15 protein-coding genes are annotated in these 13,184 nt (G+C 62.9%); 9 read left to right on the forward strand and 6 right to left on the reverse strand.

What is annotated here, in order from left to right; genetic code table 11:
• Positions 1-14: 14 nt before the first annotated feature.
• On the reverse strand, positions 15-377 hold the full coding sequence (locus ACX3VQ_RS02910) for a hypothetical protein (RefSeq protein ID WP_462579444.1): 363 nt from the start codon (positions 375-377) through the stop codon (positions 15-17).
• A gap of 109 nt (positions 378-486) precedes the next feature.
• The gene (locus ACX3VQ_RS02915) at positions 487-2,091 is read right to left on the reverse strand and encodes a phosphoenolpyruvate carboxykinase (protein ID WP_462579445.1); all 1,605 of its coding nucleotides are present in this window, start codon (positions 2,089-2,091) and stop codon (positions 487-489) included.
• Between the two features lie 271 nt (positions 2,092-2,362).
• Between ACX3VQ_RS02915 and ACX3VQ_RS02920 the strand changes: the two genes are divergently transcribed.
• The 7 genes from ACX3VQ_RS02920 (at position 2,363) to ACX3VQ_RS02950 (ending at position 7,680) form a co-directional block, all read left to right on the forward strand.
• A complete protein-coding gene (locus tag ACX3VQ_RS02920) occupies positions 2,363-3,115 on the forward strand; it encodes a response regulator transcription factor (protein WP_462579447.1) in 753 nt (250 codons plus the stop codon).
• Positions 3,108-4,676 carry a sensor histidine kinase gene (locus ACX3VQ_RS02925; protein ID WP_462579449.1) on the forward strand — a complete coding sequence of 523 codons (1,569 nt, stop codon included), beginning with the start codon at positions 3,108-3,110 and terminating at the stop codon, positions 4,674-4,676. Before ACX3VQ_RS02920 ends, ACX3VQ_RS02925 begins: the two co-directional genes overlap by 8 nt.
• Positions 4,673-5,110 carry an HPr kinase/phosphorylase gene (locus ACX3VQ_RS02930; protein WP_462579451.1) on the forward strand — a complete coding sequence of 146 codons (438 nt, stop codon included), beginning with the start codon at positions 4,673-4,675 and terminating at the stop codon, positions 5,108-5,110. The genes ACX3VQ_RS02925 and ACX3VQ_RS02930 overlap by 4 nt, the downstream gene beginning before the upstream one ends.
• Before the next feature lie 60 nt (positions 5,111-5,170).
• Positions 5,171-6,106, forward strand: a complete 936-nt coding sequence (rapZ, locus tag ACX3VQ_RS02935; RefSeq protein WP_462580671.1) for an RNase adapter RapZ — start codon at positions 5,171-5,173, stop codon at positions 6,104-6,106.
• A 61-nt stretch (positions 6,107-6,167) separates the two neighbouring features.
• The gene (locus ACX3VQ_RS02940; protein ID WP_462571633.1) at positions 6,168-6,593 is read left to right on the forward strand and encodes a PTS sugar transporter subunit IIA; all 426 of its coding nucleotides are present in this window, start codon (positions 6,168-6,170) and stop codon (positions 6,591-6,593) included.
• Positions 6,590-6,868, forward strand: a complete 279-nt coding sequence (locus tag ACX3VQ_RS02945; protein ID WP_462571632.1) for an HPr family phosphocarrier protein — start codon at positions 6,590-6,592, stop codon at positions 6,866-6,868. Before ACX3VQ_RS02940 ends, ACX3VQ_RS02945 begins: the two co-directional genes overlap by 4 nt.
• On the forward strand, positions 6,865-7,680 hold the full coding sequence (locus ACX3VQ_RS02950; protein ID WP_462579453.1) for a TrmH family RNA methyltransferase: 816 nt from the start codon (positions 6,865-6,867) through the stop codon (positions 7,678-7,680). The genes ACX3VQ_RS02945 and ACX3VQ_RS02950 overlap by 4 nt, the downstream gene beginning before the upstream one ends.
• A 3-nt stretch (positions 7,681-7,683) precedes the next feature.
• On the opposite strand, the gene ACX3VQ_RS02955 is transcribed toward ACX3VQ_RS02950, so the two are convergent.
• The 4 genes from ACX3VQ_RS02955 to recR all read right to left on the reverse strand — a co-directional run bounded on the left by ACX3VQ_RS02955 (position 7,684) and on the right by recR (position 11,314).
• Positions 7,684-8,469, reverse strand: a complete 786-nt coding sequence (locus ACX3VQ_RS02955; RefSeq protein WP_462579455.1) for a TSUP family transporter — start codon at positions 8,467-8,469, stop codon at positions 7,684-7,686.
• Between the two features lie 70 nt (positions 8,470-8,539).
• Positions 8,540-9,859, reverse strand: coding sequence for a DNA recombination protein RmuC (locus tag ACX3VQ_RS02960; RefSeq protein WP_462579457.1), 1,320 nt, complete (start codon positions 9,857-9,859; stop codon positions 8,540-8,542).
• 142 nt (positions 9,860-10,001) lie between these two features.
• The gene (def, locus tag ACX3VQ_RS02965; RefSeq protein ID WP_462571627.1) at positions 10,002-10,565 is read right to left on the reverse strand and encodes a peptide deformylase; all 564 of its coding nucleotides are present in this window, start codon (positions 10,563-10,565) and stop codon (positions 10,002-10,004) included.
• A gap of 152 nt (positions 10,566-10,717) precedes the next feature.
• Entirely contained in the window at positions 10,718-11,314 is a 597-nt protein-coding gene (gene recR / locus ACX3VQ_RS02970) for a recombination mediator RecR (RefSeq protein WP_462571626.1), read from the reverse strand.
• 53 nt (positions 11,315-11,367) lie between these two features.
• Here recR and fmt point away from each other — a divergent pair, with 53 nt between their 5' ends.
• Positions 11,368-12,285, forward strand: coding sequence for a methionyl-tRNA formyltransferase (gene fmt, locus ACX3VQ_RS02975; RefSeq protein ID WP_462579459.1), 918 nt, complete (start codon positions 11,368-11,370; stop codon positions 12,283-12,285).
• Positions 12,286-12,384: 99 nt separating this feature from the next.
• Positions 12,385-13,140, forward strand: coding sequence for a tRNA pseudouridine(38-40) synthase TruA (truA, locus tag ACX3VQ_RS02980; RefSeq protein WP_462571622.1), 756 nt, complete (start codon positions 12,385-12,387; stop codon positions 13,138-13,140).
• Positions 13,141-13,184: the final 44 nt, after the last annotated feature.

A 13,184-nucleotide genomic window follows, 5' to 3' on the forward strand; every position in this document is an offset into this window, starting at 1 on the left:
TGTGGGCCGCGCGGTCAATGCTTGCGGAACAGACCCTTGGCCATTCCGGCAATATCGCCCAGCGGATTGCCGTCACCGTCACGATCAAGCATGTCAAGAAGCCCCTTGGACTGCGGGTGCTCCTTTAGCAGGTTGCTGAATTCCATCAGCGATCCCTCACCGCCGATGTGCTCGACAATCTGCGAAAGCACACTGGTGTCTAGCCCGGTCCGGGCTGAAGCCAGTTCCACCGTATCGCCCTGCATCTGGTGCGAATGGCCCAGCGCGGCGATTGCCTTTTCAGCCATGGCCGGTTCGATCCCCACTGCATGGGCAAGATTGCGCACATCGTCGGGCGCACCGGCAATGTTCTTCAGGATTCCGTCAAACAGGCTCATTGCGCTGGCTCCTTGCTGAAAGAAATGAGTCATAGTGGCAACTCGTGACACAAATAAGGCCCCGCTCCCAATCGGAAACGGGGCCCTCCTCTCCAAACCCTGGCAGTAATCAGGCGGCGACCGCCACTCGTGGTGCCGCGTCTCGCACGCCCTGATCGACGTGATCTGCAAATTGCGCGAAATTATCGTTGAACAGGCGCACCAGCTTCTCCGCGGTGGCATCGAATTCTGCCTTGTCCGCCCAGGTCGTGCGCGGATCGAGGATCCGGCTGTCGACACCATCCACGCTGACCGGGACTTCGAAGCCGAAGTTGGGGTCCACCCGGAATTCCGCATCGTTCAGGCTGCCATCAAGCGCAGCATTGAGCAGCGCGCGAGTGGCCTTGATCGGCATGCGGCTGCCCGCACCATATTTGCCGCCGGTCCAGCCGGTGTTGACCAGCCAGCATTGCACGCTGCCCCGGCCGATCCGCTCCTTGAGCAGATTGCCGTAGACGCTGGGATGGCGCGGCATGAAGGGCGCGCCGAAGCAGGTGCTGAAGGTCGCCTCAGGCTCGGTCACGCCAATCTCGGTACCGGCCACCTTGGCGGTATAGCCGGAAAGGAAGTAATACATCGCCTGATCGGGCGTGAGCCGCGCGATCGGGGGCAGCACGCCAAAGGCATCGGCAGTAAGCATGATGACATTGGCCGGCACCGGGCCGAGGTTTTCTTCCGACGCATTGGGGATGAAGTCGATCGGATAGGCACCGCGGCTGTTTTCAGCGAGCGAGGCGTCATCGAAATCGAGCTCGCGCGTGTCCGGGTCCATCACCACATTTTCCAGCACAGTACCGAAGCGGCGCGTGGTGGCATAAATTTCGGGCTCGGCCTCTTCCGACAGGCGGATCATCTTGGCGTAACAGCCGCCTTCGAAATTGAACACAGCCGTGTCAGACCAGCCATGCTCGTCATCGCCGATCAACGTGCGGCTGGCGTCGGCGGAAAGCGTGGTCTTGCCCGTGCCTGACAGGCCGAAGAATACCGCCGTCTTGCCATCAGGCCCGACATTGGCCGAACAATGCATCGGCATCACGCCTTTGGCCGGCAGGAGGTAGTTGAGAATGCCGAACACGCTTTTCTTCATCTCGCCCGCATAGGCGGTGCCGCCAATCAGGATCAGCTTTTCGCTGAGGTTGACCGCGATCACCGTCTCGCTGCGGCAGCCATGCCGCGCGGGATCGGCGCGGAAGCTGGGCAGATCGATGATCGTGTACTCGGGCACGAAATCGCGCAGCTCGTCAGCCGTGGGGCGGACCAGCAGCGTGCGAATGAAAAGATTGTGCCAGGCCAGTTCGTTGATCACGCGCACATTGACCCGGTGCTCCGCCTGCGAGCCGCCGAACAGGTCAGCGACAAAGAGCTGCGACTTGTCCTTCAGCGCCGCAAGAAAATCTGCTTTCAGCGCAGCGAAATGGTCAGGCGTCATCTCAACGTTGACCTTACCCCACCACACCGTGTTTTCGGTTTCGGCATCGCGCACGATGAACTTGTCTTTCGCGCTGCGGCCAGTGTGCGCGCCGGTCTTGACCACCAGCGCGCCATGGCGCGACAATTCGCCCTCGCGATTGGCAATGGCATGTTCGACAAGTTGCGCAGGACCCAGGTTTGAATGGATTTCGGCGACAGTCTCGATGCCCTGGCTGGACAAGGGAACGGCAAGCGGATTGGACACGCAATTCTCCTGAATTTCTTGGCGAGCGACTGGGGCCAGGCCCCATGCACCCGCCGAACGCATAGTCTATGCGAGAGCACATACTGCGTATGAGAGCACATAATGCATACGAATGCACGGATTCGCCCCCGCCCCTTAGTTTACGGCACCCAGCCCGTCAAACGCACAAAATGCAGCTGGGCTTGTGATGGTGCACAGCAGCGGCGACTCGTTGTTTCGCGGCCCACAAAGCGCTAATCGGTCAGGCACCATGTCATTCAAGGAACCCGCGATGATCGAACCGGCAAACGAGCCGACGGTAAAACACGGCGAAACCGTGATCGCGCTGGTCGACGATGACCGCAACATTCTTACCACAGTATCAATCGCGCTGCAGGCCGAGGGCTTCGTGACCCGGGTATATTCGGATGGCGAAACGGCCTTGAAGGCGCTGATCGAAAATCCCCCGGACCTCGCGGTGTTCGACATCAAGATGCCCAGGATGGACGGGTTCGAATTGCTGCGCCGGGTCCGCGCGCATAGCGCGCTGCCGGTGATTTTCCTGACCAGCAAGGATGACGAGACCGACGAGGAAGTCGGGCTGGAATTGGGCGCGGATGACTACATCGCCAAACCCTTCAGCCTGCGCTTGCTGATGGCCCGGATCCGCGCAATCCTGCGCCGTTTCGACACACCGGGTGCGAACAGCGCGGAACTGGGAGAGACGCGCGAACCGGCGAGCCATTCGGTCACAAGAGGCCGCCTGTTCATGGACCCGGCGCGCCATCAGGTGACCTGGGGCGGCGAGCCGGTATCACTGACGGTAACCGAGTTCCTGATCCTTGAGGCGCTGGCGCTGCGCCCCGGCGTAATCAAGAGCCGTAACCAGTTGATGGATGCGGCCTATCCCGATGACGTGTTCGTTGATGATCGCACGGTCGACAGCCACATCAAGCGAATGCGGCGCAAGTTCCGCCAGGTTGATCCAGAGTTCGGGGCAATCGATACTCTGTACGGCGCCGGATACTGCTTCACCGATGACTGAAAACGGCGAATCTTCGCGGGTCATCCAGCAGGTCGACCGGCTCGGCTGGAGCGGGCGAATCTCGCTCACTTCGCGTATCCTGGTGGTCAATATCTTGCCGCTGGCCATGCTCGGCGGCGGAATTTTCTACCTCGATTCCTATCGCACGCAGCTGCTCAATGAGCGTTACAAGCTGGCGCGAATCGAGGCGCAGATCACCGCCGAGGCGCTAGCGGGTGCCTCGCGCACGCGGCAGGAAGCGCTGTTGGTGCAGATCGGCAAGGAACAGCGCATGCGGCTGCGCATGTTCGACGCCGAAGGCCGCCTGTGGGCTGACAGTTTTGCGCTAGCCGAACCCTCGTTTTCGCTCGATGTGCCTGGTGACGAACGCTTTGCAGAGGATTTTGCCCGCGCGCTTGACCGCGCCGTCGACAACATCGTTGGTGCCGATCCGATCCCGGACTATTTCGAACCGGAAGATGCCTCCGCAGATGCCTGGCCCGAGTTACGGCGCGCGCGGGAACAACGTCTTTCGCAGATCCAGTTGCGCGATGCCCCCGATGGCTCTCCGGTAATCAACGCTGCAGCCCCTGTCGGCCTGAATGGTGCGACCCTGCTGACCACACGCAACGCGATCGATATCACCATGGCAGTGCGCGAAGCGCGCACCACCCTGGGCATCGCGGTGCTGCTGGCGCTGGCCGCTTCGATCCTGCTTTCGCTGTTCCTGGCCCGCACCATCATTGCGCCGCTCAGGCTGCTGTCCAACGCCGCGATCAAGGTGCGTCAGGGGCGTGACCGCGATGTCGAGGTGCCGCGCCTGCCCGAACGGCGCGACGAAATCGGCCTGCTGGCCCGCGCCGTATCGGACATGACCGGCGCACTGCGGCAAAGGATCGATGCGGTCGAAAGCTTCGCCGCCGATGTCGCCCACGAAATCAAGAACCCGCTCGCATCGCTACGCAGTGCGATCGAATCGCTGCCACGCGTCGAGGATCCGGATTTACGCCGCAAGCTAACAGAGATCGCAACCCATGACGTGCGGCGGATTGACCGCCTGGTGACCGAGATTTCGGATGCCAGCAGGATCGATGCTGAAATGTCCCGCGCAACGCTGGAACGGATCGATTTGGACGCACTGGTAACGGCCATCATTGGATCGCGCGAGGACCGCGCGGAAAATGCCGATCGCCCCATCACGATTATCACCAGCAGCGACCAGGCAATCGTGTCAGGCGTGCCGCCGCGGCTTGAACGCGTGATCGAAAACCTGCTCGACAATGCGGTATCCTTTTCGCCGCCTGACGCGCCCATCGAGGTGACTTTAGGCCGCGCAGGCAAGCGGGTGATCCTGACCGTCTGCGATAGCGGGCCGGGAATCGCCGAAGATTCGCGCGAGAAAGTATTCGAACGGTTTCATTCGGTCCGCCCCGAAGCCGAGGATTTCGGCAATCACTCAGGGCTTGGCCTTGCGATCGCTCGCGCGATTGCCGAAGCGCATGATGGAACCTTGACTGCTCATCCGCGTCCCGATGGCAAGAGCGGCGCCTGTCTGCGCCTTGAACTGCCCGCCGCCGCATGAGCACAAGCGGGCAAATCGTCCAGGCCAGCGCGGTTGCCATCGATGGCCGCGCGCTGCTGATCGAGGGGCCGCCCGGCAGCGGCAAATCAAGCCTGGCGCTGGCATTGATCGATCGCGGCGCGGGGCTCATCGGTGATGACGGTGTGCGGCTGGAAAGAAGCGGTGGGGAGATCATCGCCGCACCGCCGCCCAACATTGCCGGAAAGCTGGAAATTCGCGGGGTGGGGATCGCCGAACTGCCTGCAACCAGCGCCCCGCTCGCGCTGATCCTGTCGCTTGAACCGAACGCGCCGCGCTATCCCCAGCCGCTCGAACACCGCAAAATTCTGGGCTGCGAAATCCCGGTGCTTCCGTTTCGCTTCGATACCCCGCTCATTGCCTTGCGGGCGGAGTGGGCGGTGCGGCTGCACGGGCTTTCGCCGGTTGAGGAATAAGCACATGCGCAGGCTTGCTTGCCCTTCCAATCCGCGGCCGGGCGCGCGACAATGGCAAACATGACCGAGCCCGCCATCCACCACGATTCTTCCGCTGCGCAAGACCCGCCATGCCAGCACATCCTGCTGGTCACGGGTATGCTTGGCGCAGGCAAATCCACCGCGCTGCAAGTGCTCGAAGACCTGGGCTGGGAGATCGTCGACAACCTCCCAGTGGGCCTGCTCGAACGTATGGTGGCCAATCCGGGCACATCCGCCGGACGGTTGGCGATCGGTTTTGATTCGCGCACGCGGGGCTTTGAACCGCAGAACATCATCGCGCTGGTCGGCCGCCTTGCCCGCCGACCTGATATCGCGCTGACAACCATGTTTATCGATTGTTCGACCGAAGAGCTTGAGCGCCGTTATAACGAGACCCGCCGCCGCCATCCGATGGCGCAGGGACGCCCGCTTTCCGAAGGGATCCGGGCTGAACGCGAACTGCTCGCACCGCTACGCCATTGGGCGGAGATCGTGATCGACACCAGCGCTTTCGGGGTCAACCACCTGCAACAGCACATCCGCGAACTGTTCGCTGAGGAACCCGGCGCACCGATGACCGTCACCGTCTCCAGCTTCGGGTTCGCGCGCGGAACCCCGCCGCTGGCCGATCTGGTTTTCGACATGCGCTTTCTCGACAATCCGCATTGGGTTGCGGAACTGCGCGAACTGACCGGGCTCGACCCCGAGGTGGCCGAGCATGTTCGCGCCGACCCGGGTTTTGGCGAGAGTTTCGAGCGTATCCTTGACCTGCTGGGCACGCTGCTGCCGCGTTACCAGGCGCAGGGTAAAGGCTATGTCCACATTGCCTTCGGCTGCACCGGCGGCAAGCATCGTTCGGTATTTACTGCCGAAGAAATCGCGCGAGGCTTGCGCGACGCAGGATTTTCGCCCACTGTCCGCCACCGCAATTTGGCATCGCGCGCGTCCGACGAGATCGAGGGGAAAAAGCGGTGACAAGCCTGGATGGATCAACGCGGCCACGGGCCGCAGGAATGAACGGATCTGGCACTCTCTCATGATTGGATTGATCCTGGTCACGCATGGCCAATTGGCTGAGCATTTCGTCGACGCGATGGAGCATGTAGTCGGCCCGCAACAGTCGATCGCGACGGTCTGTATCGGCCCCAGCGACGATATGGAATTGCGGCGCAAGGACATCGCCAACGCGATCACCCGGGTGGATGAAGGACAGGGTGTGATTGTGCTGACCGACCTGTTCGGCGGAACGCCGTCAAATCTCGCCATTTCGCTGCTCGAGCGCGGCCGGGTGGAAGTGATCGCCGGAATCAACCTGCCGATGCTGATCCGGCTGGCCGGTGCACGCAAATCGATGAATGTGGTGGATGCGGTTGCGGCAGCCAAGAAGGCCGGGCGCAATTACATCACCGTCGCCAGCGAGTTCCTGAGCGAAGATACTGCCGCAGCGGAGGCCAGGGCGTGAATGAAGTCCGGCGGGCGATTACCATCGTCAACCAGCGCGGATTGCATGCACGGGCGAGCGCCAAATTCGTCGGCGCGGTTGCCGCTCTGCCAAACGGCACAAAGGTGCGTGTGGCCAAAGACGGCCATGAAGCCGAAGGCGGATCGATCCTGGGCCTCATGATGCTGGGGGCGGCCAAGGGTGACGAGGTGGAACTGATCGTGACAGGCGAAAATGCCGAGGCAATTTTTGCTGACCTGTGCGCGATGATCGAAGACGGATTCGGCGAAGAGTGAACCCGCCGTCCGACCGCCGCCAGATCACCGGCTTTTCCAACCCCACGGTGAAATACCTTCGCAGCCTGCGCGACAAGAAGCACCGCAAGGCTGCGGGCAAATTCCTTGCCGAGGGATTGCGCCTGCTGACCGATGCGCGCGAATGCGGCCACGTGCCCGAAATTCTGGTGATGGCATCAGGGCGCGATCATCATCCACTGCTGGACGCACTTGAACGCGACGTTACGGCGGCGGGCGGCGAGGTGATCGAGACCACACCCGATATTCTCGGCAAGATCACCGGCAAGGCTAATCCGCAGGCGGTGGCGGGCGTGTTCGCCGAATTCGATACCTCGCTGGCGAGCCTTGACCGGAGCGCCGCACCGATCTGGCTGGTGGCGCAGGCGCTGCGTGACCCAGGCAATCTGGGCACCATGCTGCGCACCGGAGACGCGGTGGGCGCAGGCGGGTTGATTCTGATCGACGATTGCGCCGATCCCTTCAGCGTCGAGGCGGTGCGCGCGAGCATGGGGGCGGTGTTTACGCAAAGGATCGCCCGTGCAGCCTGGCCGGAGTTTATCGGCTGGCTACGCACTGGGAACGGTCAGTTGGTGGCGGCTTCGCTACGCGATGCGGTGCCCTATCGCGGCGCGCCATATCAGGCGCCGTGTTTCATCCTGGTCGGCAACGAATCGCAGGGATTGCCGGAGGATTACGAAGCGGCCTGCGACCTGCGGGTGACCATGCCGATGCGCGGGCGCGCGGACAGCCTCAACGCTGCCATGGCGGGCGCGGTGCTGGCCTATGAGGTGCTGGCAAGCCTTGAAGGGTGAGTTTCAGCCCACCACTCCCACTGCCAACGCCGAGCCTATCGGCAACATCAGCACGGCCACGCCGTAGCGCACGGTACCGATCGTGATCTTCTCCAGATGCCGCGTCGCCACATAGGCCCCGACAAAGGCAGCCAATGTGCCTGTCAGCACCAGCACAGCCTCTCTTCCCGCGGGGTCCAGCCCCGCTGCAGTGAACGAGGCAGCATAGGTTGTGAGGCGCGACAGATCGACGAGGATAGCGATCATCGTGCCGGTGGCAATGAACCGCTCGGCAGACAGCCCAGACCGCAGCAGGAATATCGACCTGAACGCGCCCTGCTGCCCGGTCAGGCCGCCGAAGAAGCCCGTCACCAGCCCTCCAACCGGCATCAGCCGGGGCGGTGCCTTGAGTTCCTGAAACCATCGCTGGAGCTCAAGCGCGGCGAACAGGATCATAAGCAAGCCGATCGTCAGACCGGCCCCGGTCGGGCCAAAGCTGCGGCCCCATGCGGACCATGCAAACAGGCGCGGCGTGTCCCCCAGCAGCGCGAGCAGCCAAGCACCGGCGATAGCCGCCGGAATGGCTGGCAGTCCGAACTTCAGCACCGTCGCCCTATCGGCACGCTGCCACAACAGCGCCCCCTTGAAGACATTGTTGAGCAGGTGGACCACGCCAGTGGCCGCAACCGCCACCGGAACGGGAAAGAACAGCGCGAAGACCGGCAGCAGTATCGTGCCGAGCCCGAACCCCGAATAGAGCGTTAGCGCCGAGGCAAGCGCCGCCACAATGGCGATCAAGGCTATGTCCATGCGCAGATGTATGGCTGGCCCTCGCGGTCATCGCAATCGGGCAGATGGGTCAGCAGCCTCAATTTCCGTGCTAATCCGCCGCGTCCTTGCTGCCATCACTCAGCAAATCGCCCGAGGTGTAGCGCGGCGTTCCCTCGACCAGCGGGACGTCCTCGATCTCGCGCGAGATTTCGAGGCCCTTTTCGGCCATGCGGCGGCCCGATGTCAGCACGTTGCGCTCAAAACTGCCAACGAACTTGTTGTAATTCGTCACTGCGGTTTCCAGCCCGCCGCCAACGCGCTTCATATGCTCGGCCGCGACGCGAAGCCGCTCGTACAGTTCAGCCCCCATCTTGCCGATTTCCTTGGCTTCGGCGGCCATCTGGTCCTGCCGCCACACCTGCGCAACGGTGCGCGCAATCGCAACCAGATTGGTCGGCGTTGCCAGCAGCACCTTGTTCTTGAAAGCAAAATCCCACAGCTCGGGATCATGTTCGAGCGCAGCGGCGACGAAATGCTCACCCGGCACGAACATCACCACATAATCGGGCGCATCGTCGAACTGGCTCTGGTAACTTTTCGAACCCAGCGTCTGCACATGGCCGCGCATGGATTTGGCGTGCATATCCATGTGCCGCGCGCGCTCGTCATCATTGTCAGCCTCGAACGCCGCCTGATAGGCATTGAGCGATACCTTGGCGTCGATCACCAGCTGCTTCTGGCCTGGCACATTGACGATTGCATCAGGGCGCAGCCGCCCGCCATCGGTTTCGACCGATTGCTCGAGAATGAAATCGGTGTGCTGCGAAAGCCCGCATTGCTCGAGCACGTTCTGCAGCGCCCGCTCACCCCAGCGCCCGCGCGCCTTGGGGGCATTGGTGAGCGAATTGCCCAGCCGCTGCGCCTCGCGCCGCACCTGTTCCTGCCCCTCGCGCATCGACTGGATCAGCCCGGTGAGTTGGCCGAAAGCATCGACGCGCCGCTTTTCCAGCGTTTCGACCTGCTCTTCGTATTTCCTGAGCCGTTCGCCCACCGGATTGAGCAGTGCCTTGATCTTCTGCTCGCCCGCCTCTTCGGATTGCTTGAAGCGTTCCTCGGCGCGCTTGAGGAATTCGTCCTGGCTGCGGGAGAGCACCTCACCGCCGACCGCCTTGAATTGCGCAAGCATTTCCTCGCGCGCCTCACGCATCTGCGCCATCTGCTTGTCGAAATTGGCGGCATTGGCTTCGAGCGTGGCAATTCTGATCTGCGCCTCGCCCAACTCTGTTACGGCGCGCTTGAATTCGCTCTCGCGTTCTTCGGCGCGGGCCCTCAACTCCGCCGCCGGGCGCGAGCCGATGAACCACCCCGCCCCCGCACCGATAGCGAGGCCGAGAATGAGTGCGATGATTACCAGAAGTGTCGGATCCATCGCGTCATATTAGGCAGAACGGAGCGAGAACGGAAGAGGTTGTTTGTGGACTATCCCCTGCACCGTCATTCCGGCGAAGGCCGGAATCCAGGATGATCGCACATGATCGGCTGGACCCCGGCCTGCGTCGGGGTGACGAACTTCACGCAGCGCGCAGTTTCTGCAGCTTCTTCAGTGCCATCTGGCGCTTCAATCGCGACAAATGATCGATGAACAGAATGCCCTCCAGATGGTCCATCTCGTGCTGGATGCAGGTGGCCATCAGCCCCTCCATCGCCTCTTCTTGATGGTTGCCGTCGAGGTCCTGATACTTGACCCGGCAAGTCGCCGGGCGATCGACATCAGCATAGATCTCGGGCACCGACAGGCAGCCTTCCTGATAGGTCGCGAGTTCCTCCGCCGGATCGATGATCACCGGGTTCACGAATACGCGCGGCTCTTTCTTCGTCGCCGGATGGGTGTGCTTGTGCCCGTTGTGATCGCACTCGATCGGCGGTGCATCGGGATCGTCTGGCTGCAGATCGATCACCAGCACGCGCTTGGGCACGCCCACCTGGATCGCGGCCAGGCCGATGCCAGGCGCGTCATACATTGTCTCGAACATGTCCTCGACCAGCGTACGCAGTTCGTCATCGAACACAGTCACGGGTTCGGACACGGTTTTCAGCCGGGGGTCCGGCACTTCAAGGATTTCGCGGATAGCCATGGATGCGCAATCTAGGTGTTCAATGCCATTCCTTCAAGCATTCGTCATTGCGAGCCGAAGGCGAAGCAATCCATGGCCAGCCGCCCCGATTAGCCGCAATGGCAGTCGGTGGATTGCCGCGTCGCCGCTGGCGCGGCTCCTCGCAATGACGATCACCCCACCGGCCGCCTTGCACGCAAGGCCTGCGCCAGTGTGCCTTCATCAAGATAGTCGAGCTCGCCGCCTACCGGCAGGCCGTGCGCAAGCTGGGTTATACGCAGGGGAAAGCCCTCAAGCCGCTCGGCAAGGTAATGCGCGGTGGTCTGCCCCTCCAGCGTGGCGTTCATCGCCAGTACCACCTCGTCGATCCCGCCCTGCTCCACTCGTTCCAGCAGGCTGGCGATGTTGAGGTCTTCCGGTCGCACGCCGTCGAGCGCCGAGAGCCGCCCGCCCAGCACGTGATAACGCCCGGTGAACAGCCGCGCGCGGTCAAGCGCCCACAGGTCAGCAACATCCTCCACGATGCAGAGAGACTTCGCGTCGCGCCGATGATCGGCGCAAATGCCGCAAGGGTTCTTCGTATCGACATTGCCGCAAGTGTCGCATTCGACGAGGCCTTCGCGCACCGCATCGAGCGCACTGAGCAGGGTAGGCAGCGCCTGCTCGCGGTTCTTCACCAGCCACAGCACTGCGCGCCGTGCGCTGCGCGGACCCAGCCCGGGAAGCCGCGCCAATGCGTTTGCCAGTGCTTCGATCTCTTGCGATGCCATGGCGCGACAGATAGGGGCATCATCGTGTTCGAGAAAGGCCCACACCCCAAGTCATGCGCATAATCTTCATGGGAACGCCCGAATTTGCCGTGCCGGCATTGGAAGCGCTGCACCATGCAGCGCATGAGCTGGTCTGCGTCTATACCCAGCCGCCGCGCCCGGCGGGCCGGGGCAAGAAATTGCAGCCCTCGCCGGTGCAGAAGGTGGCTGAACGTTTGGGGATCGAGGTGCGCTGTCCAGCCTCGCTGAGGAGCCCCGAGACGCAAGCAGAATTCGCCGCGCTCGATGCAGATGTGGCGGTGGTTGCGGCCTATGGGCTGATCCTGCCGCAGCCGGTGCTGGATGCGCCCAGGCATGGCTGCCTCAACATCCACGCCTCGATCCTGCCGCGCTGGCGCGGCGCGGCGCCGATCCACCGCGCGGTGATGGCGGGTGATCCCGTAACCGGCGTCACCATCATGCAGATGGAGGCCGGGCTGGACACCGGGCCGATGCTGGCCGCCGCGCGCACGCCGATCGATGCCAAAACCACCGGCGAGCTGACCGGGGAACTGGCCGAGCTCGGCGCGCAATTGATGGTTGGCACCTTGCGCGACCTAGCGATCCACAAGCCGGTGGCGCAGGACGAGGCCGAGGCGACCTATGCGCCCAAGATCGACAAGGCGGAAAGCCGGATCGACTGGGGAAAGAGCGCCGAGGAAACCGAACGGCTCGCGCGCGGGCTAGCGCCCTTCCCCGGCGCGTGGTTCGATCTGGAAGGCGAGCGGGTAAAGCTGCTGCGCGCCGAGATCACCGAAGGCTCGGGCAGGCCTGGCGAAGTTCTGGACAACGATCTTGCTATCGCCTGCGGTGCCAATGATTCGCGCGGCGCCATACGCCCGTTGCGGCTCCAGCGCGCGGGCAAGCCGGCGATGGATCGGGCGGACTTTCTGCGCGGGCGGGCGGTGGCCAAGGGCACGATCCTGCCGTGACTCTATCCTCATCCCGTCATCCCAGCGAAAGCTGGGATCTGGTTCGGCCATGCGCCCGATCGATGGAGATTCCAGCTTCCGCTGGAATGACGCAGTAGAATGACCCGTTTCGCGCTCACGCTCGAGTTCGACGGCACGCCCTTCATGGGGCTGCAACGCCAAAGCCACGGGCCGAGCGTGCAGCAGGCGGTGGAAGAGGCCGCATTTGCAGTGACCGGCGAGCAGGTGCGGCTGCACAGCGCGGGGCGCACCGACACCGGCGTTCATGCGCTGGCGATGCGCAGCCATCTGGACATCGAAAAGCCGATCGAGCCGTTCCGCCTTATGGAGGCGCTCAATGCGCATCTTCGGCCTGATCCGATCGCCGTGACGCATTGCGAGGTGGTGCCGGACGATTGGCACGCGCGCTTTTCCTGTATCGGGCGGCGTTACGTCTATCGTATCGTCAACCGCCGCGCACCGCTGACAATAGAACTCAATCGCGCCTGGCAAGTCCCGCAGGAACTTGACGAGAAGGCGATGCACCGCGCGGCACAAGCGCTGGTGGGGCAGCACGATTTCACTACCTTTCGATCGGTCCACTGCCAGGCCGAAAGCCCGATCAAGACGCTTGACCGGCTCGATGTCGAGCGCGTCAGAACAGTTTGGGGCGAAGAAATTCGCATCCACGCCGCCGCGCGCAGTTTCCTGCATCACCAGGTGCGCAGCATGGTCGGCTGTCTCGCCATGGTGGGCATGGGCCGGTGGCGAGAGGAACAGGTCGCCGCAGCGCTGGCCGCGCGCGACCGGCAGCAACTGGGCCTCAACGCCCCGCCGCAAGGGCTCTATTTCGTTGAGGCGGTTTATCATGGTTGACCTTTGACCTCGTCATTGCGAGGAGCCTCGGCAGAGGCGACGCG

The organism is Altererythrobacter chaiwopuensis (genome assembly GCF_054957735.1).

Excerpts from the sequence above, each read along its gene's own strand:
- ACX3VQ_RS02930 (WP_462579451.1), top strand. The coding sequence starts at position 4,673 with ATGAGCACAAGCGGGCAAATCGTCCAGGCCAGCGCGGTTGCCATCGAT.
- def (WP_462571627.1), bottom strand. The coding sequence starts at position 10,565 with ATGGCTATCCGCGAAATCCTTGAAGTGCCGGACCCCCGGCTGAAAACC.
- truA (WP_462571622.1), top strand. The coding sequence starts at position 12,385 with ATGACCCGTTTCGCGCTCACGCTCGAGTTCGACGGCACGCCCTTCATG.
- ACX3VQ_RS02940 (WP_462571633.1), top strand. The coding sequence starts at position 6,168 with ATGATTGGATTGATCCTGGTCACGCATGGCCAATTGGCTGAGCATTTC.
- ACX3VQ_RS02910 (WP_462579444.1), bottom strand. The coding sequence starts at position 377 with ATGAGCCTGTTTGACGGAATCCTGAAGAACATTGCCGGTGCGCCCGAC.
- ACX3VQ_RS02925 (WP_462579449.1), top strand. The coding sequence starts at position 3,108 with ATGACTGAAAACGGCGAATCTTCGCGGGTCATCCAGCAGGTCGACCGG.
- rapZ (WP_462580671.1), top strand. The coding sequence starts at position 5,171 with ATGACCGAGCCCGCCATCCACCACGATTCTTCCGCTGCGCAAGACCCG.
- fmt (WP_462579459.1), top strand. The coding sequence starts at position 11,368 with ATGCGCATAATCTTCATGGGAACGCCCGAATTTGCCGTGCCGGCATTG.
- ACX3VQ_RS02920 (WP_462579447.1), top strand. The coding sequence starts at position 2,363 with ATGATCGAACCGGCAAACGAGCCGACGGTAAAACACGGCGAAACCGTG.
- ACX3VQ_RS02955 (WP_462579455.1), bottom strand. The coding sequence starts at position 8,469 with ATGGACATAGCCTTGATCGCCATTGTGGCGGCGCTTGCCTCGGCGCTA.
- ACX3VQ_RS02960 (WP_462579457.1), bottom strand. The coding sequence starts at position 9,859 with ATGGATCCGACACTTCTGGTAATCATCGCACTCATTCTCGGCCTCGCT.
- recR (WP_462571626.1), bottom strand. The coding sequence starts at position 11,314 with ATGGCATCGCAAGAGATCGAAGCACTGGCAAACGCATTGGCGCGGCTT.